General features: G+C 42.2%; 26 protein-coding genes. 12 read left to right on the top strand and 14 right to left on the bottom strand.

The genetic code is table 11. From position 1 onward, the window contains the following. Position 1 precedes the first annotated feature (1 nt). A complete protein-coding gene (locus ACP14Y_RS01690; protein ID WP_424961240.1) occupies positions 2 to 1,630 on the bottom strand; it encodes a gliding motility-associated C-terminal domain-containing protein in 1,629 nt (542 codons plus the stop codon). Positions 1,631 to 1,657: 27 nt separating this feature from the next. Next, entirely contained in the window at positions 1,658 to 3,013 is a 1,356-nt protein-coding gene (hisS, locus tag ACP14Y_RS01685; protein ID WP_424961239.1) for a histidine--tRNA ligase, read from the bottom strand. 73 nt (positions 3,014 to 3,086) lie between these two features. Here hisS and ACP14Y_RS01680 point away from each other — a divergent pair, with 73 nt between their 5' ends. Next, positions 3,087 to 3,482 (top strand): hypothetical protein, encoded by a 396-nt coding sequence (locus tag ACP14Y_RS01680; RefSeq protein WP_424961238.1) that lies wholly within the window; start codon positions 3,087 to 3,089, stop codon positions 3,480 to 3,482. A 115-nt stretch (positions 3,483 to 3,597) separates the two neighbouring features. On the opposite strand, the gene ACP14Y_RS01675 is transcribed toward ACP14Y_RS01680, so the two are convergent. From ACP14Y_RS01675 to ACP14Y_RS01660, 4 genes are all read right to left on the bottom strand, one after another. After that, on the bottom strand, positions 3,598 to 4,482 hold the full coding sequence (locus ACP14Y_RS01675; RefSeq protein WP_424961237.1) for a hypothetical protein: 885 nt from the start codon (positions 4,480 to 4,482) through the stop codon (positions 3,598 to 3,600). A 96-nt stretch (positions 4,483 to 4,578) separates the two neighbouring features. Next, a complete protein-coding gene (locus ACP14Y_RS01670) occupies positions 4,579 to 5,094 on the bottom strand; it encodes a hypothetical protein (protein WP_424961236.1) in 516 nt (171 codons plus the stop codon). Positions 5,095 to 5,114: 20 nt separating this feature from the next. After that, on the bottom strand, positions 5,115 to 5,627 hold the full coding sequence (locus ACP14Y_RS01665; RefSeq protein WP_424961235.1) for a DUF4199 domain-containing protein: 513 nt from the start codon (positions 5,625 to 5,627) through the stop codon (positions 5,115 to 5,117). Positions 5,628 to 5,701: 74 nt separating this feature from the next. After that, positions 5,702 to 6,130, bottom strand: coding sequence for a response regulator transcription factor (locus ACP14Y_RS01660; protein ID WP_424961234.1), 429 nt, complete (start codon positions 6,128 to 6,130; stop codon positions 5,702 to 5,704). Positions 6,131 to 6,165: 35 nt separating this feature from the next. On the opposite strand from ACP14Y_RS01660, the gene ACP14Y_RS01655 reads away from it, so the two are divergent. Further along, positions 6,166 to 6,564 (top strand): DoxX family protein, encoded by a 399-nt coding sequence (locus ACP14Y_RS01655; RefSeq protein WP_424961233.1) that lies wholly within the window; start codon positions 6,166 to 6,168, stop codon positions 6,562 to 6,564. Further along, positions 6,564 to 7,136 carry a toxin-antitoxin system YwqK family antitoxin gene (locus tag ACP14Y_RS01650; RefSeq protein WP_424961232.1) on the top strand — a complete coding sequence of 191 codons (573 nt, stop codon included), beginning with the start codon at positions 6,564 to 6,566 and terminating at the stop codon, positions 7,134 to 7,136. The genes ACP14Y_RS01655 and ACP14Y_RS01650 overlap by 1 nt, the downstream gene beginning before the upstream one ends. A 2-nt stretch (positions 7,137 to 7,138) precedes the next feature. Here ACP14Y_RS01650 and ACP14Y_RS01645 read toward each other — a convergent pair whose 3' ends face one another. Beyond that, a complete protein-coding gene (locus ACP14Y_RS01645) occupies positions 7,139 to 7,873 on the bottom strand; it encodes a VIT1/CCC1 transporter family protein (RefSeq protein WP_424961231.1) in 735 nt (244 codons plus the stop codon). Next, entirely contained in the window at positions 7,873 to 8,301 is a 429-nt protein-coding gene (locus ACP14Y_RS01640) for a hypothetical protein (RefSeq protein ID WP_424961230.1), read from the bottom strand. Before ACP14Y_RS01640 ends, ACP14Y_RS01645 begins: the two co-directional genes overlap by 1 nt. Before the next feature lie 46 nt (positions 8,302 to 8,347). Between ACP14Y_RS01640 and ACP14Y_RS01635 the strand changes: the two genes are divergently transcribed. The 7 genes from ACP14Y_RS01635 (at position 8,348) to ACP14Y_RS01605 (ending at position 13,947) form a co-directional block, all read left to right on the top strand. Further along, positions 8,348 to 8,557 carry a hypothetical protein gene (locus tag ACP14Y_RS01635; protein ID WP_424961229.1) on the top strand — a complete coding sequence of 70 codons (210 nt, stop codon included), beginning with the start codon at positions 8,348 to 8,350 and terminating at the stop codon, positions 8,555 to 8,557. Positions 8,558 to 8,588: 31 nt separating this feature from the next. Further along, the gene (locus tag ACP14Y_RS01630; protein ID WP_424961228.1) at positions 8,589 to 9,614 is read left to right on the top strand and encodes a D-alanine--D-alanine ligase family protein; all 1,026 of its coding nucleotides are present in this window, start codon (positions 8,589 to 8,591) and stop codon (positions 9,612 to 9,614) included. A 77-nt stretch (positions 9,615 to 9,691) separates the two neighbouring features. Continuing rightward, on the top strand, positions 9,692 to 9,880 hold the full coding sequence (locus ACP14Y_RS01625) for a hypothetical protein (protein WP_424961227.1): 189 nt from the start codon (positions 9,692 to 9,694) through the stop codon (positions 9,878 to 9,880). Then, positions 9,873 to 10,853: a hypothetical protein gene (locus tag ACP14Y_RS01620; RefSeq protein ID WP_424961226.1), complete on the top strand. Its 981-nt coding sequence runs from the start codon at positions 9,873 to 9,875 to the stop codon at positions 10,851 to 10,853. Before ACP14Y_RS01625 ends, ACP14Y_RS01620 begins: the two co-directional genes overlap by 8 nt. A 4-nt stretch (positions 10,854 to 10,857) precedes the next feature. After that, positions 10,858 to 11,448, top strand: a complete 591-nt coding sequence (locus ACP14Y_RS01615; RefSeq protein ID WP_424961225.1) for a DUF4230 domain-containing protein — start codon at positions 10,858 to 10,860, stop codon at positions 11,446 to 11,448. Continuing rightward, positions 11,445 to 13,154, top strand: a complete 1,710-nt coding sequence (locus ACP14Y_RS01610; RefSeq protein WP_424961224.1) for a DUF4230 domain-containing protein — start codon at positions 11,445 to 11,447, stop codon at positions 13,152 to 13,154. Before ACP14Y_RS01615 ends, ACP14Y_RS01610 begins: the two co-directional genes overlap by 4 nt. Positions 13,155 to 13,158: 4 nt before the next feature. After that, positions 13,159 to 13,947, top strand: coding sequence for a peptidoglycan-binding domain-containing protein (locus ACP14Y_RS01605; RefSeq protein ID WP_424961223.1), 789 nt, complete (start codon positions 13,159 to 13,161; stop codon positions 13,945 to 13,947). On the opposite strand, the gene ACP14Y_RS01600 is transcribed toward ACP14Y_RS01605, so the two are convergent. Continuing rightward, the gene (locus ACP14Y_RS01600; protein ID WP_424961222.1) at positions 13,944 to 14,450 is read right to left on the bottom strand and encodes a ClbS/DfsB family four-helix bundle protein; all 507 of its coding nucleotides are present in this window, start codon (positions 14,448 to 14,450) and stop codon (positions 13,944 to 13,946) included. The genes ACP14Y_RS01605 and ACP14Y_RS01600 overlap by 4 nt on opposite strands. A gap of 165 nt (positions 14,451 to 14,615) precedes the next feature. Here ACP14Y_RS01600 and ACP14Y_RS01595 point away from each other — a divergent pair, with 165 nt between their 5' ends. Then, positions 14,616 to 16,964, top strand: coding sequence for a GAF domain-containing protein (locus ACP14Y_RS01595; RefSeq protein WP_424961221.1), 2,349 nt, complete (start codon positions 14,616 to 14,618; stop codon positions 16,962 to 16,964). A gap of 133 nt (positions 16,965 to 17,097) precedes the next feature. On the opposite strand, the gene ACP14Y_RS01590 is transcribed toward ACP14Y_RS01595, so the two are convergent. From ACP14Y_RS01590 to ACP14Y_RS01580, 3 genes are all read right to left on the bottom strand, one after another. Next, a complete protein-coding gene (locus tag ACP14Y_RS01590; protein WP_424961220.1) occupies positions 17,098 to 18,270 on the bottom strand; it encodes a P1 family peptidase in 1,173 nt (390 codons plus the stop codon). Between the two features lie 100 nt (positions 18,271 to 18,370). After that, positions 18,371 to 18,940: a peroxiredoxin-like family protein gene (locus ACP14Y_RS01585; RefSeq protein WP_424961219.1), complete on the bottom strand. Its 570-nt coding sequence runs from the start codon at positions 18,938 to 18,940 to the stop codon at positions 18,371 to 18,373. A 91-nt stretch (positions 18,941 to 19,031) separates the two neighbouring features. After that, positions 19,032 to 20,069 (bottom strand): serine hydrolase domain-containing protein, encoded by a 1,038-nt coding sequence (locus tag ACP14Y_RS01580; protein ID WP_424961218.1) that lies wholly within the window; start codon positions 20,067 to 20,069, stop codon positions 19,032 to 19,034. Positions 20,070 to 20,205: 136 nt separating this feature from the next. Between ACP14Y_RS01580 and ACP14Y_RS01575 the strand changes: the two genes are divergently transcribed. After that, positions 20,206 to 21,105, top strand: a complete 900-nt coding sequence (locus ACP14Y_RS01575) for a sterol desaturase family protein (RefSeq protein ID WP_424961217.1) — start codon at positions 20,206 to 20,208, stop codon at positions 21,103 to 21,105. Here ACP14Y_RS01575 and ACP14Y_RS01570 read toward each other — a convergent pair. Together ACP14Y_RS01570 and ACP14Y_RS01565 are read right to left on the bottom strand one after the other, a co-directional pair. Continuing rightward, positions 21,062 to 21,355, bottom strand: coding sequence for a rhodanese-like domain-containing protein (locus ACP14Y_RS01570; protein ID WP_424961216.1), 294 nt, complete (start codon positions 21,353 to 21,355; stop codon positions 21,062 to 21,064). The genes ACP14Y_RS01575 and ACP14Y_RS01570 overlap by 44 nt on opposite strands. Before the next feature lie 99 nt (positions 21,356 to 21,454). Continuing rightward, positions 21,455 to 22,195 carry a tRNA1(Val) (adenine(37)-N6)-methyltransferase gene (locus tag ACP14Y_RS01565; RefSeq protein ID WP_424961215.1) on the bottom strand — a complete coding sequence of 247 codons (741 nt, stop codon included), beginning with the start codon at positions 22,193 to 22,195 and terminating at the stop codon, positions 21,455 to 21,457. Positions 22,196 to 22,334 lie beyond the last annotated feature (139 nt).

Genomic DNA, 22,334 nt, shown 5'->3' with positions numbered 1-22,334 from the left:
CCTATTTTTTAATTAATGCAAAAGTACCTTTTTGTGTTCGCATCTCACCACTCGCTGTTTCAAAGATTATTTCATACAAATAAGTTCCCTCTAACACGAGCGAGCCATTAAGTGTGCCGTCCCAACCAGGGCTTGGAACATCTGAGGTGTAGATGAGTTGGCCCCACCGGGTATAAATGTTTGTGGTGGCGGTTTCGGTAGGTAATCCGAAAAGCTCCAGTGTGTCATTCAATCCATCACCATTGGGTGTAAACGCATTAGGAACGTAAATGACCAGTTCGTGTCTCACTGTTTCTGCATTTGAGGTTAGGGTAAGGTTATCAGGGTAGGTGGAGGTAGCTGTAACGAATTGCCGTGGACTCCCATCTTTGGCATCTAACTGCACAGAAAAGTCAAACTGAGTAATTTCTCCTGTGGTTTGAGAAAAATCGTTCCCGGTCTGGTACTCATGGGTAGGTGTATCTGTAAGAGCGTTTGCAGGAGGAGTAAAAACCACACGGTATTGATTGAGTCCTTCTTTATCTGTAGCAACAAGCGGGGGATTTGTCTCGGCGCTAAACAACACCTGTCCGCAGCTATCGACGTAATCAATTTTATAAAAATACCTGCGTCCATTGGATCCGATGGGATCTGTAAATGATGCAGACTGTTCACCTCGAAACTCAAAATCATCGTTTTCGAGCATTCTGTAAACTTCGAAAGTTCCGAGGTTAACCGGATCCAGGTTGATGTAGATACCTGAAGAATCGTAAGTAGAATATAGTGAAGCAAAAGGGGAAAGCGATAGCTGTGTGGTCTCAGCACAATAATCGGCACTATAATCAGATGTATTGTTGCAAGGATCGTATGCTTCGATGTTCAGACAATAATCATCGTTTCTGTCAAAAGGGATATCAGAGAGCGTGATGGAGTTTTGATTTAAAAATCCGTCAAAAATTTTTACACCTGCTCCCTGAATGAGGTTTATCCGATAATTGGTGAGTGTATCGAAACTGGCAAGGTCGAGATAAAGGCTGAAAACATCTCTGCACGATTCTTTGATCGATGCTTCTTGCACCTCTGGAGCACTCAATGCCGGAATGGGAATGATTTCATCAAAGTATGTGCTACAAATTTCATCTGCGTTATCGAAGAAACCTTTCAGCCCGATGGCCTGATTGCTGTTTGAAGCGAACACAAACGTGGCGGTTTCATTCGTAAGGAGTGTAGCAGAGTCATCCATTGTAAAGTACACTCGGATGCTGTCGTAATAGTTGTCTGTTGATGTAACTGAAAGTTCCAGTCCATTACATCGCTGGAACGCTACTTCGGGTTTAATCGGCTCCAATGCTTCTACGAGCAGGGTGTCGGATTTATCACCTATACCATCTGCACCAACCACTTGAACAATCTGATAGACCCCAGCATCCTGATAAGTAAAAGTTTTGCTATTGGTGATCCCTGCTCCTTCAAAATAGTAGTATTGTCTGGTCACGTCTCCAAAGGAGTCATGCTCGGTAATATTTACCGTCATAGGTGCACAGCCCCGATCAAATGCTACAGAGAAACGACCTTTGCTACTAAACACCTGAGCTCCGACTAAAACCGGAACAAAAAGGATAACGACAATATGTAGCCAGCGGTGTATCAATCAGTTTTACGAACAAGTATCGTAAAGTTAACCTTTAAAAAGCTGGATTATTTCATCCACTTTCATTGGTTTTTGCTCACCGGATTGCATGTTCTTTAGCGTATACTCTTCAGCATTCATTTCATCGTCACCAATGATTAGCGTAAATGGTGTCTGAATTTTATCAGCGTAGTTAAACTGCTTTTTGATTTTATCGGATGAAGGGTAAAGGTCTGCTCGAACCCCAGCTTCCCGAAGCTGCATCACAATCCTATGACCATGCTTCAAGTTTGCTTCACTAAAGTGCACAATCAGCACATCCAGAGGTTGAGTGATGTTATCAGGGAAGAGGTTGAGTTCTTCCATTACGTCATAAATGCGATCCAGACCAAATGAAATCCCAATCCCTGAGATGCCTTCAAGACCAAATACACCGGTTAAGTTATCGTATCGTCCACCTCCACAAATGCTTCCCATTTGTACGGATGTTGGCTTCACCTCATAGATCATGCCGGTGTAGTAGGAGAGACCTCTGGCTAATGAAAGATCAAGTTCCAATTTGATATTCTTATCTGAGAACTGATCCAAGCTTTCAAAATACTTAATAACATCCTGAACACCTGCATTGCTTTCGTCAATTTTTTGGACTGATTCTATAAGCTTATCCAGGTCTGTTGTTGAGATAAGGTTCATCGCTTCACTTACCTTTTCTGCATCACCACCTAAAGCCAGCACATTCTCAATGACTTTATCACTTCCTATCTTGTCCAACTTATCTATTTCGGCGCAGAATGGGACTTCTCTTCCTTTTAATCCCACATAATCGGCAAGTAAGAAGAGAATCTCCCTGTGATTGACTTTAATGACATAATCTTCTAGTCCCAGATCATTGAACACATCGTTGAAAAGGAGGGTGAGCTCTACTTCATTCCAAATAGCTTTACTACCAACAATGTCCGCATCACATTGATAAAACTCCCGATAGCGTCCTTTTTGCGGGCGATCTGCGCGCCACACCGGTTGGATTTGAAAGCGCTTAAATGGGAATGAAATCTCATGTTGATTCATCACTACAAAGCGTGCAAACGGCACAGTGAGATCATATCGAAGGCCCTTTTCGGCAATCTTTGTGGTTAGGTGCTTGCTTCCTAGCGCAAAATCTTCTTCAGATGTTTTGCTGAGATAATCCCCGGAGTTTAAAATCTTATAAAGTAGCTGGTCACCTTCATCACCATATTTACCGGTAAGGGTGGAGAGATTCTCGATGGCTGGTGTTTCCAGCTGGCTGAAGCCGTATTTAATGAAATTATGCTTGATTTTATCAATGATGTAGCTGCGCTTGGCAGAAACTACAGGACCAAAATCACGTGTGCCACGCGGAAGTGTTGGCTTACTTTTAGACATTGAGAATTCGTTTTGGACAAAACTACATAATCCCCTAAATTTGCGGCTCATTTCAGATAAGAAGACCAAGAAAATGGCCGTAACAAGATTAGAACGAAAAGGAAGAAAAAATAAAAATGTCGCGAAGAACCGAGTTGCTACAATGAAGCGACTAAACACGGTTCCTACTATCAAGAACGTCGACGTTGAGGAAATAAAAGCAGAATTTGCTAAGAAGGCCAAGGCCAAGAAAGAGGAGCCTAAAGCTGAGAAAGTGGCTGCCAAGAAGGAGGAAGCTCCTAAAGCAAAAGCTGCTAAGGCTGAGGTAAAAGCAGAGCCAAAGAAAGAAACAAAGAAAGCTGCACCTAAGAAAAAGGCAGCACCTAAAGCTGATGCTGAAAAGAAAGCAGCAAAGCCAAAGGCTGAGAAAAAAGAAACAAAGAAAGCAGCTCCAAAAAAAGCTGCAGCAAAGAAAAAAGAGGATAAGTAATTATCCTTTTATTATCAAGCCAAACAAGTCCCGACTTCTACGTCGGGATTTTTTTATGTCTAAAAAAAAGCACCGGCAATGCCAGTGCTTCTCTTGATTAGGTAGATTAAGTGTATTATTCTTCTGTGATGCGTTCTCTGATACGTTTTACTTCCAGTGTAATGTCTCTCATTACATCTTTCGTTAACACAAAGTCAGGATCACTCTGCATTTTTTCTTCTATTTCCTGCAAATCACCTTTGTAAAGTCTGTCCAGAATCGACAACTCAGTGATCATATCGGCAATTGTGTCATCAAATGGAAGATCATTGAGAACCTCGATGATATCAAGTAACGCCTGTTCTTCCCCTAATACAATTTTCACCAATGGTTCAAGCAGCCGCTCATTTTCGGGAGTATTAGGGTAAGTTTCGATGGTGATAACTGCCTGATAAAGTCCCTCTACGAAACTACCTGTGAGTGCAAGACCGGCCATCGTCAAATGATGATCTTCTTCCATCTTTACACTCGTTTCAAGGAATAGCTTTCCCAGGATTTTTGATATTTCTTCTTCATTTTGGTTAGCAATGTGACCTCTAAATTCATTAAGGTCATCTTCATTATAGATTGCTGAATCCCCAAGGAATTCTGCCATTCCGTGTGATGCCCTCAAATAATCGATGCAGTCTTCCTCATGACCGTATGCAGCAAGGTAGCTTATATCTGAGGCGAAAACCCCCATGTTTAAAGCCATTTTGTCTCTGTTGCTTTTATAGCTTTCTATTCTTTCCAGAGAATTAATGTGTTCCTTATCAAAATCTGCTCCAATTGATTTTAAAGTAAAAGGAACCAGTGATGGATCGGGGAGGTCTGCCATCAACTTCTCCAAGTCATGAATGGTCTTTTCTTCTGCTAATTCTTCCTTTGATTTTTCATTTTCTCCGGAAGAGGAACTACCGGTACAACCCGCCAGGAAAGATAACAGCGCTATTAGAGTTAGGATTTTGCTAGGTGACTTCATAAGGTATTGAATCTAATCGTATTCAAGTTTAATGGTTTTTGATTTAAAAAATTGGAGTTTATCAATTAATGTAAGCAAATAGCCATGTTCATTGGACTACACGCCAATGTCATACAATACCCCTGGTAGGTCTCGTAATTCACCATTAAGATAGACTTCAACTTTCGCATCGATTGTCTCGCTCTCTGTTTTAAACGAAAAGCTTTCCAAGCCTTCATTAAAAAAAACTGTCACCTCTCCCGGGCTGAGTAAAAGATCTACCATGAAGTCACCCTGATTCACATTTTGGAGGGGTAAAGCATCTTCACTTTCCTTCTTTGCCTCAGTACTCCAATCCATAGTGTATGAGGACTGCTGTCCCACAAGTTTAATCGTAAGCTGGTTAAAGGGTTCTTCAATTCGAAAACTGAACCACGAAGGACCATCGGAGTAAAGATTGCTAAGCTTACTTCTTCTTTTACTAAATAGGTTAGCCTTTACATCATCAGGAATGTAGGAGCCCTCTGATCTTTTTTTGAATTCGAGGCTGCTTTCACTTGAACGCTCATTGCTTGTCGTACCGCATGCTACTAATACTCCGGCAAGTACCCAAATACCTATTTTTTTTATCATAAAGGAAAGTTAGGCAGAATCTATTTCCTCTTCAATATTAGAGCAGAAATTAGTGTAACAATCAGGCCAAGAGGAAATATTTCCATCAATGTCATAGGCACCCGATAGAGCGGATTTTTATACATCTGCATCCACTCTTTCATACTCGCTTTTTCTGTAGCGATTTCAGCACTGGATAGTCCTTGTTCTTCCAGATTGGATATTAAATAGGCTGAATATTTCTCCCCAAAATCAGCTTGAAAGTTGGGGTAGTAAATCTCCCAGCCAACCACGTATATAAAGGATGCAATGGATACAATCACGAGTCCTTTTAAAAAAGCATTTTTAAAAGTGATCTGTCCATTCAATTCTTTATCACGATATGATTTGATTCCAAAGAAAACGGTAGATAAAGCAATAAGCATTGCGATATATCCAAGTGTTTCTCCTAATGAGAAATCAAAATCATCTCCTTGAAAAAAGGCATCCAATACAAACCATCCGATGACGTTAATAACGCCTGCTAATAAACCAAAATAGATAAGTCTTTTCATGTGTTTTATTTTTTGCTCAAATCACTGCTTTAATCGCCACTTTATTTTCATCCTTTCGGGTGATTTCATCTAAATCACTCTTTCGAGGGATAGATAAGTGCAAGGTCTCGTGCCTTCTGAATAGCCTGCGTTCGGCGCTTGACATTTAGTTTAGAATAAATATTTGAGATGTGTGTTTTTGCTGTATTTAATGATACAAAGAGTTTATCAGCCACTTCCTGATTTGAAAATCCTTCTGCAAGCAACTCCAAAACTTCTACCTCCCGTTTGCTCAGTCCCAATTGCGCAGGGTCAAATGCATCTTTGGTCTTTTGTTTGTAAAGGTTTGTTCCGACCCAAATTCCTATTGAAAGAAACAATAGACCAATGATTGCACCATATATTTCTATATCTAAATCCCTGATCATGGTTCGATAATGGATTACTTCCAGCACAATCATCAGCAGGCCCATTACACCTCCATAAATCCAGTAGACCTTATTGAGTTTCTGAAGCTTTCTCAAAATCTTCCTAATTTTCGTCTTTAAAAATCACTCCTATGTTACGAAAAATTGCCTACATCATTGCCCGTCTGGCTGCAGCATTTATTATGGCTCAGACGCTTTTCTTCAAATTTACAGGATCTGCTGAGTCTGTCTACATTTTTAAAACTGTAGGCATGGAGCCCTGGGGGCGTTGGCTTATCGGAATACTGGAATTAATCGGAGCTATTCTGTTGATTATTCCACGGACAGCATGGGCCGGAGGCATACTGGCAGTCGGTCTCATGATTGGTGCCATAGGTATGCACTTGACGATCCTGGGAATAGAAGTGATGGGTGATAAAGGACAATTGTTTTATTATGCCCTGATCGTTTTTCTTTGTGGGTTGTATGTTGTCTTTAACAACAAAGACAAGATCATAAATGAAGTTTTACCTAAAATTTTGAAAAAGTAATGAAGAAACAAATTTGGATTTTGGCATTTGTTATTGGCGCTTGCGGAGGTTCAAATTATGACAATTCCGCTACGATTGAAGGAAACCAAATTCCCGATGGAGCCATTATTCAGGACTATTCGTCAATAGAAGGTTTGCAAAAGGCCATTGTTAAGTCTGGCGAAATCACTATCGGTGAGGGTGACTTTCTGAATGGGTTGTATCATGGCACATGGACCAGTTACGATACAGAGGGAAAAGTCCAATCTGTCACTACCTATCTAAAAGGTAAGAAGCAAGGTGTTCAGCTTGTTTTTGATAATGTTGGTTATGTGGAAACCAAAGCTTCCTATCAGAATGATCAGCTGGATGGAGAGTACCTAAAGTATAAGCGAAGAAAAATTGTAGAACGGAAAAATTATTCAGGAGGTGTGCTAAATGGCCTCCAACAGAAATTCTATGTGGATGGAACAGTGATGGAGGAGTCCAATTACGTGGATGGAAAAATCCATGGATTGGCAAAGTGGTATGATCAGGAAGGAAATCTTACCATTGAGTATGAGTATGACATGGGCGAACTGGTGGAAAAGTAGCTTTAGCTGATTAAACTTTGAAGGAAGTCACCAACAAAATAAGATAAGACAGCCGCTGCTCCTCCAAGGAGCAGCGTTTCAACCACACTTTTAAGTTTCTTTGTACCGGTAACTACACTTTTCAAAAATCCAATCCCTACAAAACAACTCCCTGTCAGGATTGAAGAAACCAAAAAAAGATCGGATTGTACCGGATTGACGTAATCAATCACATAAATCAATAGCGGAATAAAACCGAGAAGTAGAAAGCTCAGAAATGTAATGGCACCCATCTTGAAAGGGGATTTGGTCTCTTCAGCCATTTCTAGCTCTTCCTTCATCATGATATCGACCCACCGATCTCGATCCTCGGTTATAACGTCTACTACTTTTTCAAGTAGTTCTCCTTCAAATCCTTTCGATGCATAAATCTCTCGGATTTCCTCACGCTCTTTTTCCGGAAGGTTGTCCACCTCCCAATACTCAATCGATTTATGTTTGAGATAGTTTTCTTTTTCAGACTTGGTAGAAAGGTAGCTGCCTATAGACATGGCAAACCCATCTGCTATTAAATTAGCAAACCCGAGAATAATGATAATGGAGCTTTCAAGATTAGCGCCCGCAGAACCTGACACAACGGCAAAAGTGGTTACACTGCCATCGATTCCACCATATACAAACTCACCCAGGTAGTCCTGAAATCGACTTAAGTATCGATTTTTACCATGTATTCGATCTTCCTGCTTCTGGTGAGCCATTAATTGGTACTCGTGGTATCAGCAGGTTCTTCTCGAAGAAAAACATATGTTGAAACGCATCCTGCTGAGGTTGAATCTGTAGTGAGGATTAAACTACTTTGTGCCAAATCAGCCATGTACTCATCACAAACAGTTTCTCCTTCTTCATCGGAGCAAAGTTTTAGTTTGCCATCCAGTACCCAAAAGCCTGATTGTACCGTAAATCCTTGCTGATAAGAAAAATCACCATTTCCTTGCAATGTCAGTCGATAGCATGCATCGCTACATTGCAAATTAGAGGTGCCATTTCTATTTGGATCATCACAGCCCGAAACAGTCAAAGTTTGAGCTACCCATGTACCCACAAATGAGTCAGATTCGTCATCGTCTTTGCAACCCATCACCCAAATAAGCGCCACGACAGAAAGAAGTAGAATAATTTTTTTCATAAAGTAAAAATAAATCAAAAATGCCTCAATAATATTGCTTTTCGATATGAGTGGACTGGCATTTACAAGTATGCGTATTGGCAAGAAGTACCGTCTGATTAATTATGGCGAGAAAAGTGAATTCACTTTAATGGAAGTGGTCGGGCGAAATGATTATCGGCTGAAAGACCTCTTTTCTCTGGAGAGCTATCTGATGAGTGAACTCATTCAATACGGAAAAGGGGAGGATTTCGAGTTAAGAGAAATTTACGATTGAAAAGTGTAAGTTCGTTTATGAAAGTACTTCTATGAAAAATCTCCTTGTCCTTTGTGGCGGTCAGTCTCCGGAGCATGAAATATCCATTCGCTCCACCAGAAATATCCTGGATGCCATAGATCGATCTAAGTACACCATTACACTCCTTGGTATCTCCCGAGCCGGGGAGTGGAAACTACTCAAAGAGGAACAGTTATCTAAAGAAATCTCTGATCAGGGAGAGATGGTTTCTCTTCATCCGGGATCGACTGATGGTTGCTTTTATTCTAAAGGAGTATCGTTAGGTCATTTTGATGCCGTGTTACCAATACTGCATGGTCCGAATGGTGAAGATGGTACAATTCAGGGCCTTCTCAAATTGATGAAACTACCATTTGTAGGTCCCGGAGTGTTGAGTTCGGCCATTTCTATGGACAAGGACATAACCAAACGTTTGCTGAGAGATGCAGGCTTGATGGTAGCAAACTGGGTGCTAATCCAAAAAGGGGATGAAATCCCTAATTACGAGCAGATAAATGAGCAACTCGGCCCTGTGGTATTTGTGAAGCCGGCCAATATGGGTTCGTCCGTTGGTGTGCATCGGGTTACCAACGAAATGGAATGGAGTCATGCACTAAGTGATGCATTAAAGTATGATCGTAAAGTGCTGGTGGAGCAGTCAATCCAGGGAAGGGAACTGGAATGTGCCGTCTTGGGAAATGATAAACCGGAAGCTACAGGGGTAGGCGAGGTGCAGTCGGGTGACTTTTATTCGTATGAAGAAAAATATGCTTCAGAATCTCATGCCGAGATCATCATTCCGGCTAAAGTGGATCCGAAATACTTACCTGCTTTAAAACAAACAGCGATAAATGCCTATCGAGTGCTTAATTGTGAAGGTATGGCAAGGGTGGATATGTTCTTGACAGAAGAGGGCGCCATACTAATCAATGAAGTGAATACCATTCCCGGGTTCACCAGTATCAGCATGTATCCCAAGCTGTGGGAAGAGACAGGTCTTAGCTATTCCAAACTGATCGATCGACTGATTGAATTGGCAATAGAAAGAGGTAATTGAGAAAATACCATATACTGGGTATTTGATTTAGGGCAAAAAATGACTCTCTTTATAGAGCCAACCTAATCACTTAACCCATGAGGCATGCTCTCATACTTATTCTAGTTGCGTTAATTACCATTTCTGTTGTTCTGGTTATTTATCGTCCGGATTTACTGGAGGATGTATGGTTATGGTTGGTAGGTCTGATCGGTCCTATTGTTGGATTTGTAAAGGCCATCGCTAAATCCATTTCCAACTTCTTCAAATCCCTGGACAATGCTTGACCTATTCCATTCCCGAGATAAAATCATGTTTAACCGCATCCTGTTACAGGGACTGGTGGCATTGTTTGCATTTCTATTCCTTCTACTATTTATCAAAGAATATTTTGGAACTCCCTGGATTGGTGGTTGGGGGAGTCATATCGCTGTAATCCTTTCGTTCGCGCTTTTTATTGGTATACTGGCATTTTATAAATCAACAACCGAATCTAAAAAGAAGAAACCGGACTCCATGTCCAAGTTTTTCTTCTGGGGTATACGTGTAATCATCTTCATTCTGCTGGCATTGGGTGCCTTTGGGGTGATGATGGTGTTTGAAACAAATACGGGTGAATCGGCTGTATTTAAAGCGATAGCGCTGGGTATCGTTACGCTATGGGCATGTATTTTCCTTTCGTATTTTATCTGGGCGGTATATTACTACAATGTAAACCTTGGACTCACAGATGAGGAATGGAATAAAATCTATCAAGCGAAAGAGGATAAGCGTCAAGGGAATTTTTACAATCAGGACGATATAGATGCTGAGCCGGAATACAACCCATATAAAGATGAAACTTTCGGTATGCCCAATGGGACAGTGAGAGGAATGATTGCCTTCTCGCTCTTATTTGGCGCCATAGCATTGCTGGTGGTGAGTTTTGGAATGACCAATGAGATTGATCCCAGCTCATTGTTCTGGGATCAATATGAGTTTTTCAAGACCGCTTTTCTAATGATGATTGCCTTCTATTTTGGGAGTCGCTCGCTCCAATATCTTCGACCGAATGGTGCTCCTGCCCCGGTAGGAAAGGGAAATGCCGCTACGCCGGGACAGCCATCACAACCATCGATCGCTGATCAGGTAAAGAAGGAAATCAATGAGCCATCTCCTGCCGGAGCTGCTGACCCGATGCAACCAGCAGAGGAAGCCAAAGAAGCACCAAAAGAAGCAAAGAAGGAGGATTTTTCCACCATCGATCCGATGAAAAGCTAAAAGCATGAAGCGGCTCATTTATATCGTTTCATTGCTGATATTAGTCACGGCCTGTAAGGATGATCAGGGGCTGGTGGTGGGTAAAATCAAAAAAGCTTCAAAGTTGGCTACTACAGAGTTTACCATTGATAAAATCGTATATGGAGTCAAGCGCAAGCGGCTCCTCTGGGTGGTGAAACTGAATGAAGCCAAGTTTCTGGCTCACTCCAAAGCAATTGTAAAAGCAGGAGTAAACCTTGAGAAACTGAGAAAGGAGGATGTTGATATTGAAGGTAAAAGCATCTCTTTGAAACTTCCTCCGGTGGAGGTGATCAATTTTTCTTATCCTGCCGAACTGTTTGAAATGGATACCCTTGTTTCAACAGATGCTTTTCTGAATCGAATTTCATTGAACGATCAGGAGCAGTTTTTTCAGGATGCTGAGATCGATATTCGAAATTCCCTGAAGCACATGAAAATCGTGGAGGCAACAGAAAAGAAGACTCGCCTGATGTTGGAGAATCTGTTGAGAACACTGGGGTATCAGGAGATATACATTGAGTTTCATCAGGGCGAGTTAATTCCTGAAATCACAGAAGAGGAGGTGGGTCTATGATTTATTTCCTTCTCAAAAACTGGAAGCTTTTTCTCGACATTCTCCTTGTCGTAGGAGCCATCATTGCTTTTACTTTTTGGGATCCCATAGGGATGTTTACCAACGCACGAACCAAACAAACGGCCAACCTGGTGACAGGAGTTAGGGATATTGGGCAGCTGGTAACAGCGGAGTATTATGGTGAAGTAATCTCTTCCTGGAAGGAATTCAAGCTTACCGAGTTTCCGGAAGATACCCTTACCGATTTTGCTGAAGATGCCTGGCAGGAAGTTGCTCTGACCATATGGGAAAACAAAGGCAGTAAAAACCAACTCAAATCCAAAGTACGAAATACGGAGTTTCACCTGGATTTGCCTGCAAATAATACCTTCAATGAGTTTGTGGCCTGCCTGGGCAATAATTATTTGACCAGGAAGATGAGTCGCATTTATAAAGAAGGCAGCCTGGTAGGTAACGTTGAGCAGACCATCTACAAGCGGATGCTCAAAGATTTCAATAAAGAATTTAAACGTCTGAAAAAGACCAGCAGACTTAAAGGAGACCGTTTGGATTCTGCAATGAGTGCCTACTTGCTAGATGTACCGGCATTTGTGTATGACTTCTTTCCTTTCTATCAATATGTGGTGGGGAAGGATTTGGATCGGGAGAAGAAGAAAAACATCGTCTTTATCGGACGTGGTTCTGTGAAAGCCGGGTTTGATTTTGGTCAGCTGGATGAAAGCAATTTCCTCTACGAAGAAGATCGGAAGATGATCCATTTCTACGGAATCAAACCTACCATACTGGATGCAGATATCAATCCCTGGTTTATACCTGAGCGCAGGGTCAAGGGCTTTGAGTTAGTTTCTTTCTCAGGAAAGGTAAATTTTGAGGAGGCCAAAGAGGTGAAGCGTCAATGCAAACAAAAGTTGCTGGTACAGGCACGCGGTGCGGATATAGTAAAACGCGCAGAGGAAAATGGAAAAGAGGCGTTACGAAATTTCTTTTCGCTGCTACTGGATGAGCCCGATCTTCAGGTTTCTTTTCATACCCATCCATACGATCTGCATCTTGCTACTATCAAAGCCGACACACTTATAGACAGGTATGAGGCGAGCTTCATTGACAGTTTATACCAACAATACAGAGGAGCTATTGATACCGTGGGACAAGAGAAAGTAGAGAAAATGAGCCAACATTTCAGACGATTTGTGGCGGGTTTAAAGAAGTTATCCTTCCTGGAAAAGGAATACCCCTTCAGCTACTACTCTCTGGGAGTAGCAGACATCTTGAGGGATACCCTACATATCGATTCCACAGATGTCATTCAACTCATTAAATCGAGAGATACACTTCGAACCAGTGAATTCCATCTGAGAACTGCTGTGACGGCCACCCATGCGGACTGGTTTGTTTCCGGGGATTTCAGGCAAGAATGGAATGCGTCGCTGATGGCACTGGATACTGTTTCTCTTTCGAGACAGGACAGCACATTGGATCTAACCAAATTCAAATACCAGGTAATTTCATTGCAGGATACAGTGGATAGGAAAAAATGGATTGCAAGAGCTGCTCAGGTATCTAGTCCATGGGATTCTCTTCAGCTTTCGGAAATAGATACCGTACAAAAAGTGATCGAACAAAAGCAGGTTCATGAGGATAAGCTTCGTCCTTTAACTCGCATGCAGGCACGCGTCACCGACTTTATTGACAGACTAAAAAAATAGCGCCATGATAAAAAAACACTACATCAAAGAACTAAATATCTCAAAACTCCTGAAGGTAGGAGAGAAAGGGTATGATGTGCAAAAAGTACAGGAATGGCTAAATCTATGGCGATTTGTAGATCCCGGCTGGTTTCATCGTGTGTCGGTGGATGGAGATTACGGTCAGCAAACGGAAGCTGTGGTGAGGGATTTTCAGGCACATAAATACCTGGAAGTAGACGGAGTGGTGGGTCCAAATACCTTTCGTATGTTATCCAGTCCCATGTTCAATGCCTTCAGCAGGATTGGTGGAAGCGATCTTCGACAATTGATTGTAGCGTATGCTCGTCAGCACCTACAAAACATTCCTAGAGAGCTCTACAATTCAAACATTGGTCCTTGGGTAAGGGCTTATATGGATGGAAATGAAGGCAAAGAATGGGCGTGGTGCATGGGCTTTGTTCAAATCATCCTGGATCAGGCTACTACAACCATTGGAAAACGTTTTACGGAGATTATGCCGCATTCCTATAGTTGTGATGTGGTTGGCAGTCATGGGCTAAAGGAAAAGCGACTTCACAGGAATGTAAATCTCAGAAATAGCCCTAAGCTTATTGAACCAGGAGATGTGTTCCTCAACATGAAGACGCAATACGACTGGGTGCATACCGGGATTGTCATTGGAGTAGATGGCGACTGGATGCACACCATCGAGGGAAACACCAATGATGAAGGCTCTCGTGAAGGTTTTGAAGTATGCCTGAGAAGAAGGAATTTTCAGACGAAGACCATTGATATTTACAAGGTGATTTAATGTGACTTTTTCCTTCCCTTTTTGATCAGTTTGAACGCCCAATCATAGTGACTGGACGTACTTGAAACCAAATAAGCACCTAATGAAGTGGACCCTGTCCATTTATATCTTTTCTTCTCAAAAAGCTCATCATTCGTATGGCGGTTGATAAGCTCCATCAATTGATTGTGAGACCTTTTAAATTTATCATGTACAAGATCGACTTTTAGGTGTTTATACTGTTCACGGATATCATGATTTAATTCTGAAGTGGTCTTCCAGGTATACCCCTTTGCTGGCATTTCCGGTTTGCTGCCACTCATTCCTACATTATACCAATCAAGAAACAAAAGATGCCAATGATGAAGATGCGCCAGAACATCTCTAATATTACGATTTAACGTGCCTGGAGCAAATTCTTCTTCTTGCTCAGTGGTACTGAAAGATCCAATGAATTCAATGAGCTTGTTAAAATTCTTTTCACTTTGCTCCAGTAGTTCATTTTTCGATTTAGGACGCGGCATAAACAATCATAGATTTTCCATTAAACTAAATCAAAACGAGGAATTATTCCGCCGGACTTATTTAGCTTTCTTCATTGTTAAAAAAAATAGTTTGCAGACTATTTTCAATAGCAAGGAATCCTCTGCTTCTTTTTAACGTTATTAATCTTCCTCAACGAAAGACCGATGATCTACAATGGAAAAGAAGTAGAATTTCCTGCCATCATGCAGGTCAGCTTTTTTAAGCTGATCGAGCAACTGGAAAAGCAGGCCAATTCCAAGGATAAAGAAGCGGCAAACTACGCAAAAGAACTGCTTGCAATTGTGAAGAAGTATCCGGAGCTCAGAGATGGTATCTCAGATATATCCAGGCTTAAGAAGTACCAGAAAGCGATTGAGAAATTGAGTAAGCCTTTGTTTCCTGAAGTCCTCTCTACCAATGAAATCAAGATCCTATCTCCTCCATTTTATTTTGAGCCGCTTTACTCATCGGAGCGATTTAAAAATATTATAAAAGCTTCGGGACAGCCCTTTTCTTTTACCATGAGAGATGTAGATGAGGACACATTCTACCTGTATTGCTGTTACTTCATTTTGGGCAGCTACTATGGCTATCCGGTGAGCATCTCAAATCCGCAATTATTTGAAATAGACAATCAGACACAGGGACTCACCCGAACATACAAGCTGCTTATCAATGCAGACATGTCGGAATTTGAGCCTACCGAACGGGCCGTGGATATCACCCGTGCGGATTATGAGGAGCTCATTGAGAACTTCGGGGACATGAAGCTTTGGAAGAAAAAATTTCCACCCAATAGCTGGATCATGAGAGGGCTGAACATTCTCAATTTGGTAGATGTAACGGCTGATCAGGCAATTAATTCGATCACTTCAAATCTGCTCGTTTACGATCCTGACTCATTTGAAAATATAAAGAAGAGCCTTCGAAAAATGCTGAATGATCCTTCGTTGCATATTGGTGTGGTCAACTGTGAGAGGGGCCAACTCCAGACGATGGAGAAGTCTACAATGAACAGTCTGATCCTTGAGCAGGGAGAATATCTAAATTGTAATGAAGACCTTTGCCCATTTAGTTATCGTACACTGTTTGATGAAAAAGAACCCCTGGTCATAACCAATGCTGATAAATTCCATAAGTTGGGGCAAAGTGGGCTCTCTCAAAAACTCCTCAACTCAAAGTTCAAAAGCTATATCATTGCTCCAGTCATTCATGAAGATGAGCTTTTGGGATTTCTGGAGCTTGGATCTAAAGAGGAATACAAGCTTCATCGCGGTGTTTTGATGACACTCAAACAGGTCATGCCTATTTTAGGAATGGCTAAAAAACGATTTCAAACGGAGGCTCAGAATTTGGTTGAAGCCATTATTCAGCAGGAGTGTACCACCATTCATCCTTCCGTAAAATGGCGTTTTGAAGAGGAGGCACAGAAGTTCATGAAAGAACAGCTGGAAGGACAACAACCTGTATTCAAGGATATCGTGTTTGACCAATTGTATCCACTGTATGGGCAATTGGATATCAAAGGATCATCAGAACGAAGGAATAAAGCGGTGAGTGCTGATCTCATCAAACAGCTAAAGAGTGTCTCGAAGGTGCTCAAAGAAGCGAGCAGGAAAAAATCCATGCCGGTTTATGAGGAACTTCAATTTAGATTAGACAAGTGCATCAAAGAGCTGAAAGGCGACCTGGCAGCCGGTAGTGAGCATAAGATACTGACATTTCTGAGGCAGGATGTGTATCCGGTGTTGGACTATTTGCACAAGACTAATGCAGTACTTCGTCCGCTCATCACTGAATATTATGCGTTATTGGATGACGATCTGCAGACCGTTTATGAGGAAAGGAAAAAGTATGATCTAAGTGTGAATCGCGTCAACCAGCATTTGGCAAGCTTTATCGACAAAAAGCAGATCGAAGCACAGCAAATGTTTCCGCATTATTTTGAACGATATAAAACCGATGGGATTGAGTTCAACATGTATATAGGTCAGTCGATCACAAATGATCACTTGTTTGACAAAGTTTTTTTAAAGAACCTGAGACTTTGGCAATTGGCTGTTATGTGTGAAATGGAAAATGAATTCAACGTCCTTCGCAAGTCATTGAACTTTTCCATTGAAATTGCCTCCTTGATTCTGGTCTACAATACCCCCATTGCGGTTCATTTTCGGATGGATGAGAAAAAGTTTGATGTGGAAGGGGCTTACAATGCCCGATATGAGATCATCAAGAAAAGGGTGGACAAGGCATACATCAAAGGAACGAAGGAACGAATTACCCGACCTGGCAGTATCGTGATTGTGTATTCACAAGAGCAGGACGCTCAGGAATACCACACGTACATCGAATACCTGACAGACAGAGGATATTTAAAAGAGGGAGTTGAGGACCTTGAGTTGCAAGACCTTCAAGGCGTCCATGGATTGAGTGCACTTCGCGTTGATATCAATTACTCCGGCAACCTGACAGTGGATGAATTGATCAAAGAGATGGAGGGAAATGTTAGTTAGTTTTTAATTAAGCTCTGCGAAAGCTTTGATCTCATCAATCGCCATCCGATCTCTCAAACCCTTGGCGTAGTGAACTTTGCGGATGATGCCTCGCTCGGCTAACGTTTAGTTACTTTGAGGTAGGAGTTGTTTTCTATTCTTGAATGCGATTGTACTTCTTCATTACTTCTATTAGCAAGTCATGAGGTAGGGCATAGGCTTTGTTCCTGTTGATGCCTTCCATATCTTCTGCTGCCAGCATCGCATTGATGATGGCCTCTTCTACAGCTTCTGCCGTACTCTGAAAAAGCCAATTGATCCGATCATTCGGAAGGCTATGAACCTGAACTGTCTGATCCCTGCTAAAGGCACCTTCATTGGCCGTGGAAAAAGCTATGAATATATCTCCCGAGCCATTGCCACCCCGACCTCCAGTAAGCCCGATTCCGATTGGCACCCGCTGGGCGATTCGTTTTAGTTGGTGCGGTAGCAATGGTGCGTCAGTAGCGACTACTACTATGATAGAGCCGTCACCTTCCTCACGGTGGGCCAGTGGAGGACCTTTCATTTCATAATTCAGTGTATCCATTAGTTCTCTGCCTACCGGGACACCAGCCACGGTGAAATAAAATTTCGCGCCAAAGTTTGCCTGAACAAGCACACCTAGTGTGTAAGTTGAGTCACCAATCTGCATAACCCTCGAGGAGGTACCCGTTCCACCTTTAAATCCTAAGCACATCATGCCGGTTCCACCGCCCACATTCCCTTCGGCTATTGTTCCACCGGTTGCATTGTCAATGGCTTCTAAAACATGCTCTTTCTTCACATGGAAGCCATAAATGTCATTTAGAAATCCATCGTATGTCTCTGCCACTACCGGATAGGTGTACCACCAGTTATCTCCACCATACCAGTTGGTGTCTACATACCATTGCAGGACAGCATCACGGACTACACCCACACTGTTGGTGTTTGTTATCATGATCGGCGTTTCCAAAAAGCCGGATTCTGTAATCCAGGTGGTGCCTGTCATTTCACCATTTCCATTCAAACTGTACCAGTTTGCAAAGACGGGACTAAACTTAGCCTCTTTTCCCCTGGGAAAGATGGCCGTAACCCCGGTACGAATGGGTCCCTTACCGAGTTTTTGTTTTCCTTCACCAGAAATGATGGTGCTGTAGCCCACCTCTACATCTGCTACGTCAGTGATCGCATTGAGTGGTCCGGTTTGTCCCATAAAAGGAATACCCAGGTCTCTCGCTCTTGGTTTTTGTGCCAGAGAAATGCTGGATAGAAGAACCAGACAAAGTAGGTTGATATTTTTCATGGTGAGAGTTATTAAATATTAGGTTGGCCTAAAGATACACCTAACCAATATTTTTATGTCCACAACTTTACTTTATCCAGTAGATCCAGTGCAGAAGACGTTAAGCCTCAGCAAATGCTTTGATCTCATCAATCGCCATACGGTCTCTTAGTCCTTTGGCGTAATGGACTTTGCGGATGATGCCTCTTTCGTCCATCAAGAATTCTGCAGGTATGGTTTTGATCGATTCCTCTCCAGCCATCCAGTGCACGGGAAGGCCCTTCTTCTTGGCTTCAAATACCTTTTGAAAGAAGGTGGTGAAATGGCTTTTAGCTGATTTTAATGCAGAGCTCTCCACACCGTACGCATCATACCAGACTTTGTCCGGATCAGAGATCAGCGGGATGGGGGAGATGTCTTTATGAAAGTGGCTTTTCAGCAACAACTCCTTTTTCGATTCAAAGAAGAAGATCATCTCCAGGCGCTTCGCCTTTAATTCAGCGTAGTGCTTTTGTAGACTGTGTACGCGTGTATTACAAAATGGACATCCGGCATGCCGAAAGAAGGCGATCATAACTCTCTTGCCCTTGTATGAGGTCAAATCTACTTCCCTATCAAAAACGTCTGTCAGTTTGAATGTAGGTGCCGGACTGTTGATGTCAAGAGTTAATCTTCCTTCTGTTTTGGTCATGTACTGGATGTTGTCTGAAATGAACCAGACATACGAGAAAATGTTTGTGGGTGGATTTTAAATATGAGCACAAACAGGAGTCTGATTTTTATCAAAAGCCCTTCTGCTTTCTCAGTATTTTGGCAATTCTGGTATTAATAATTTCTGATAAGTTCCAGTTGTAAAGCTCAGGGTCGGTGGTGCTATAGAATGCAATAACAACCGCGCCAAGGTCTTCATGATAGCCTGCAAAACTCTGATATCCAGGAACCCACCCCCCATGTTCATATTCATAAATGGAAGAATATATTTCTTGTTCTCCGGCATCAAACACAGTTCCATCATTCAAGGCCCTCAGGAAAACACCAACATCTTCTGCGGAGGCATGCATCCCGTAATCGTTTTCTTTTAGATCGTGGGGATATCCTACGTGATAACCACTCATTACATCTTCTATTTTTACTTCATTCACCGAGCTAAAAGTGTTGTTAAGATTAAGCGGAATAAGAATTTCCTCCTGAATGAATTGAAAGTTCTCATAACCTAACTCATCATCCATTATCTTATTGAGCAACAGGTAGTTCGTATTACAATATTCATAGTCTTCACCCGGTTCAAAGTTGGCAGGCTTGTCCAGAATTAATGCTAGACTTTCTTCATAGGTTACTGTTGGTGCGGCCCAAAAATCAGGCGCATCTGTAAAATTTGGGATACCGCTTCTATGCTGAATCAGCAACCTCAAAGTGATTTTGTCAACGTTTTCAATTCTTGCTGCCACCTCAGGCAAATAATCAGCAATGGTTTTATCCAATGAAAGACGACCATCACTCACCAATTTAGTGACTGCTACAGCGTCATATAGTTTGCTGATGCTGGCGATCTTAAATAGCGCATCCGGTTTTGCGGGTATCTGAGCTTCTCGATCGTGCCAACCTGCAGCAAAATACTGCGGCGATTGATCATCCTGATCTACATAAACGATCATCCCTTCAAATCCATGATCAATGGCTTCATCCAATTGCTCCTGAATGGTATCCGGCAAAGGCAATATCCAGGCTTTGACCAGCAGCCAGGGAACGAAGAACAAAGAAACGGTGGTACCGACAAGTAGTGCGATTCGGATTATTTGTTTAGATCGTTTCTTCGTCATTTATTTTCAGGTTGGGGAGGCGTACACACGCACTTCAAATATAAAAAAAAACGGTTTTTGATCATTCCAAATTTATTATGGCTCGATATGTAACGCAAGTCACAAACTTTTTGATTAGAATTCGGCTTTATTGCATATGGATTATTGGCAGCTCATCAAGGAAGCGTATACCGGATACGCGAATTACCTGTGGCAGGAGATTACTCAGCCGGGGTGGCACAGCTACTTATATTGGCTCATTGGTGTATCGGCGTTCTTCCTCATCCTGGAGTGGGTGAGGCCGTGGCGAAAAAACCAGGCTCGGTTCCGCAGAGATTTCTGGCTGGATTTCTTCTACATGTTTTTCAATTTTTTCCTGTTTTCCCTGATCGTATTCAATGCAGCCTCCAACGTTGTGGTGCATTTCTTCAATGACCTGCTGGCATCCATCGGAATCACTAACCTTTTAGCATTTGAGGTCATGAGCTGGCCTACCTGGTCACACCTTTTATTGGGGTTCTTTGTTCGGGATTTTGTGCAGTGGTGGACGCATCGCTTGCTGCATCGGGTGCCTTTTCTATGGGAGTTTCACAAGGTGCATCACAGTGTGAAGGAGATGGGTTTTGCTGCTCACCTGCGTTTCCACTGGATGGAGACAGTGGTATATCGAACCATCGAATACATCCCACTGGCACTGATCGGAATTGGACTTAGAGATTTTTTCATTATTCACATTTTCACATTGGCCGTTGGTCACTTCAATCATTCCAACTTCAAGCTGAACCTGGGGCCGCTGAAATACATTTTTAATAACCCACAAATGCATATCTGGCACCATGCCAAGGCACTACCGAATGAGCGTAGCTATGGAGTCAATTTTGGGTTGACGCTAAGTATTTGGGATTATCTGTTTAAGACCGATTACATTCCGGAGAGTGGGAGAGATATCGAGCTGGGTTTTCCCGGAGATGAAGACTTTCCTCAGGATTTTACCCATCAAATCACCCACGGATTTACAGGCCGTACTTCTCCAGACTCATCCAGCCCCCGCCGTTGATCACCTTAAAGCCGTTGGCTTTGAGCATGCGTTTGACGTGTCCACTTCTCATGCCTGAAGCACAGCATGTGATGATCGGTTTTGTTTTGTCCAGCTGGCCCATATAGCTGGGAATACTGTCCATAGGGATGTTTTTGCTGGTACGAAGGTGGCCTCCTTCAAATTCAGTTTTGCTGCGTACATCAATAACAACAGCCCCCTCCTGAATGAATTGTTTGATTTTTTTTCCTTTATTGAATAATCCTAGCATGGTTCATTATTTAGATCCAAGATACATAAGCATCGGCACGAAAGAAAAGTTCACATCTATGCTTGAGAAGGAAATAATTAGAGGAATTAAGTCCGGTTGTTATTGTAAACCCGGATTATTATACTCCAGATAGTATTCTTTCAAGAGTTTCCAGCTTTCCGTCGTGTATTTACGATTCGCTTTTCGAATGATCAATTCTGAGGTAATCGCTTTCACCTCTTCGAAACTGAACCGAGCCATCACCCGAAAGATCGATTGATCTATTTGGTTCCGGACGATCACTTGATGAATAGGGTAAAGCCCTTTAGTCAACGCCATTTGCCTGAATGCTTCCATCTCTCTTTCAGGATAGAGAAGGTAAAGGCTCCCATTCGGATCAAGTAATCTGATAACGTGATCGAGCAGCTCTTCAGCGTCCAGACTATTTGAATGTACAGCCTGGTTTTTATTTCTGTCAGCTCCTTGCTGACTGCCCTTGAAAAAAGGAGGATTACAAATAATCAGGCCATAGTTGTCTCCATTGAAATTTTGCAGGGAGGTATGTCTGCACTGCAATCGTTCCCCCCAAGGGGAATGATGAAAGTTGTGTATGGCTTCTTTGCAGGCAGCTTCATTGATTTCTAAAGCCATTATTTCACCTTTCACCGTAACCTGTGCCAGCATCAAGGAGAGCAGGCCGGTACCTGCTCCAATGTCCAAAATGCGTTTGGGTTCTGTCGTCTCCTTTTGAATCTCCTCTGCAACCCAACCTCCAAACAAGCATCCATCGGTGGTTACCTTCATCCCAGATTGTGCCTGCTCGATGCGAAACTGCTTGAATTGGAAATATGTGTTTGGCATGGGGCGAAGATATTATGGAAAGGATGTCTCTCTTAATTTTAAAGTCATTCTGAATTTATTTCAGAATCTATTCAAATCTCATAGATGCTGAAACGAGTTCAGCATGACTTCCTTTTGGCAAAGAGACATCCTTAAAATT

Source organism: Ekhidna sp., from assembly GCF_965247405.1.
In the GTDB taxonomy this organism is placed as follows: domain Bacteria; phylum Bacteroidota; class Bacteroidia; order Cytophagales; family Cyclobacteriaceae; genus Ekhidna.
The sequence above is the reverse complement of the archived record's forward strand: the minus strand, read 5'-3'. Positions and strand labels throughout refer to the sequence as shown.

Coding starts and splice junctions, on each gene's coding strand:
- hisS (WP_424961239.1), bottom strand. CDS start 3,013: ATGTCTAAAAGTAAGCCAACACTTCCGCGTGGCACACGTGATTTTGGT.
- ACP14Y_RS01680 (WP_424961238.1), top strand. CDS start 3,087: ATGGCCGTAACAAGATTAGAACGAAAAGGAAGAAAAAATAAAAATGTC.
- ACP14Y_RS01675 (WP_424961237.1), bottom strand. CDS start 4,482: ATGAAGTCACCTAGCAAAATCCTAACTCTAATAGCGCTGTTATCTTTC.
- ACP14Y_RS01670 (WP_424961236.1), bottom strand. CDS start 5,094: ATGATAAAAAAAATAGGTATTTGGGTACTTGCCGGAGTATTAGTAGCA.
- ACP14Y_RS01665 (WP_424961235.1), bottom strand. CDS start 5,627: ATGAAAAGACTTATCTATTTTGGTTTATTAGCAGGCGTTATTAACGTC.
- ACP14Y_RS01655 (WP_424961233.1), top strand. CDS start 6,166: ATGTTACGAAAAATTGCCTACATCATTGCCCGTCTGGCTGCAGCATTT.
- ACP14Y_RS01650 (WP_424961232.1), top strand. CDS start 6,564: ATGAAGAAACAAATTTGGATTTTGGCATTTGTTATTGGCGCTTGCGGA.
- ACP14Y_RS01645 (WP_424961231.1), bottom strand. CDS start 7,873: ATGGCTCACCAGAAGCAGGAAGATCGAATACATGGTAAAAATCGATAC.
- ACP14Y_RS01640 (WP_424961230.1), bottom strand. CDS start 8,301: ATGAAAAAAATTATTCTACTTCTTTCTGTCGTGGCGCTTATTTGGGTG.
- ACP14Y_RS01635 (WP_424961229.1), top strand. CDS start 8,348: ATGAGTGGACTGGCATTTACAAGTATGCGTATTGGCAAGAAGTACCGT.
- ACP14Y_RS01630 (WP_424961228.1), top strand. CDS start 8,589: ATGAAAAATCTCCTTGTCCTTTGTGGCGGTCAGTCTCCGGAGCATGAA.
- ACP14Y_RS01625 (WP_424961227.1), top strand. CDS start 9,692: ATGAGGCATGCTCTCATACTTATTCTAGTTGCGTTAATTACCATTTCT.
- ACP14Y_RS01620 (WP_424961226.1), top strand. CDS start 9,873: ATGCTTGACCTATTCCATTCCCGAGATAAAATCATGTTTAACCGCATC.
- ACP14Y_RS01615 (WP_424961225.1), top strand. CDS start 10,858: ATGAAGCGGCTCATTTATATCGTTTCATTGCTGATATTAGTCACGGCC.
- ACP14Y_RS01610 (WP_424961224.1), top strand. CDS start 11,445: ATGATTTATTTCCTTCTCAAAAACTGGAAGCTTTTTCTCGACATTCTC.
- ACP14Y_RS01605 (WP_424961223.1), top strand. CDS start 13,159: ATGATAAAAAAACACTACATCAAAGAACTAAATATCTCAAAACTCCTG.
- ACP14Y_RS01600 (WP_424961222.1), bottom strand. CDS start 14,450: ATGCCGCGTCCTAAATCGAAAAATGAACTACTGGAGCAAAGTGAAAAG.
- ACP14Y_RS01595 (WP_424961221.1), top strand. CDS start 14,616: ATGATCTACAATGGAAAAGAAGTAGAATTTCCTGCCATCATGCAGGTC.
- ACP14Y_RS01590 (WP_424961220.1), bottom strand. CDS start 18,270: ATGAAAAATATCAACCTACTTTGTCTGGTTCTTCTATCCAGCATTTCT.
- ACP14Y_RS01585 (WP_424961219.1), bottom strand. CDS start 18,940: ATGACCAAAACAGAAGGAAGATTAACTCTTGACATCAACAGTCCGGCA.
- ACP14Y_RS01580 (WP_424961218.1), bottom strand. CDS start 20,069: ATGACGAAGAAACGATCTAAACAAATAATCCGAATCGCACTACTTGTC.
- ACP14Y_RS01575 (WP_424961217.1), top strand. CDS start 20,206: ATGGATTATTGGCAGCTCATCAAGGAAGCGTATACCGGATACGCGAAT.
- ACP14Y_RS01570 (WP_424961216.1), bottom strand. CDS start 21,355: ATGCTAGGATTATTCAATAAAGGAAAAAAAATCAAACAATTCATTCAG.
- ACP14Y_RS01565 (WP_424961215.1), bottom strand. CDS start 22,195: ATGCCAAACACATATTTCCAATTCAAGCAGTTTCGCATCGAGCAGGCA.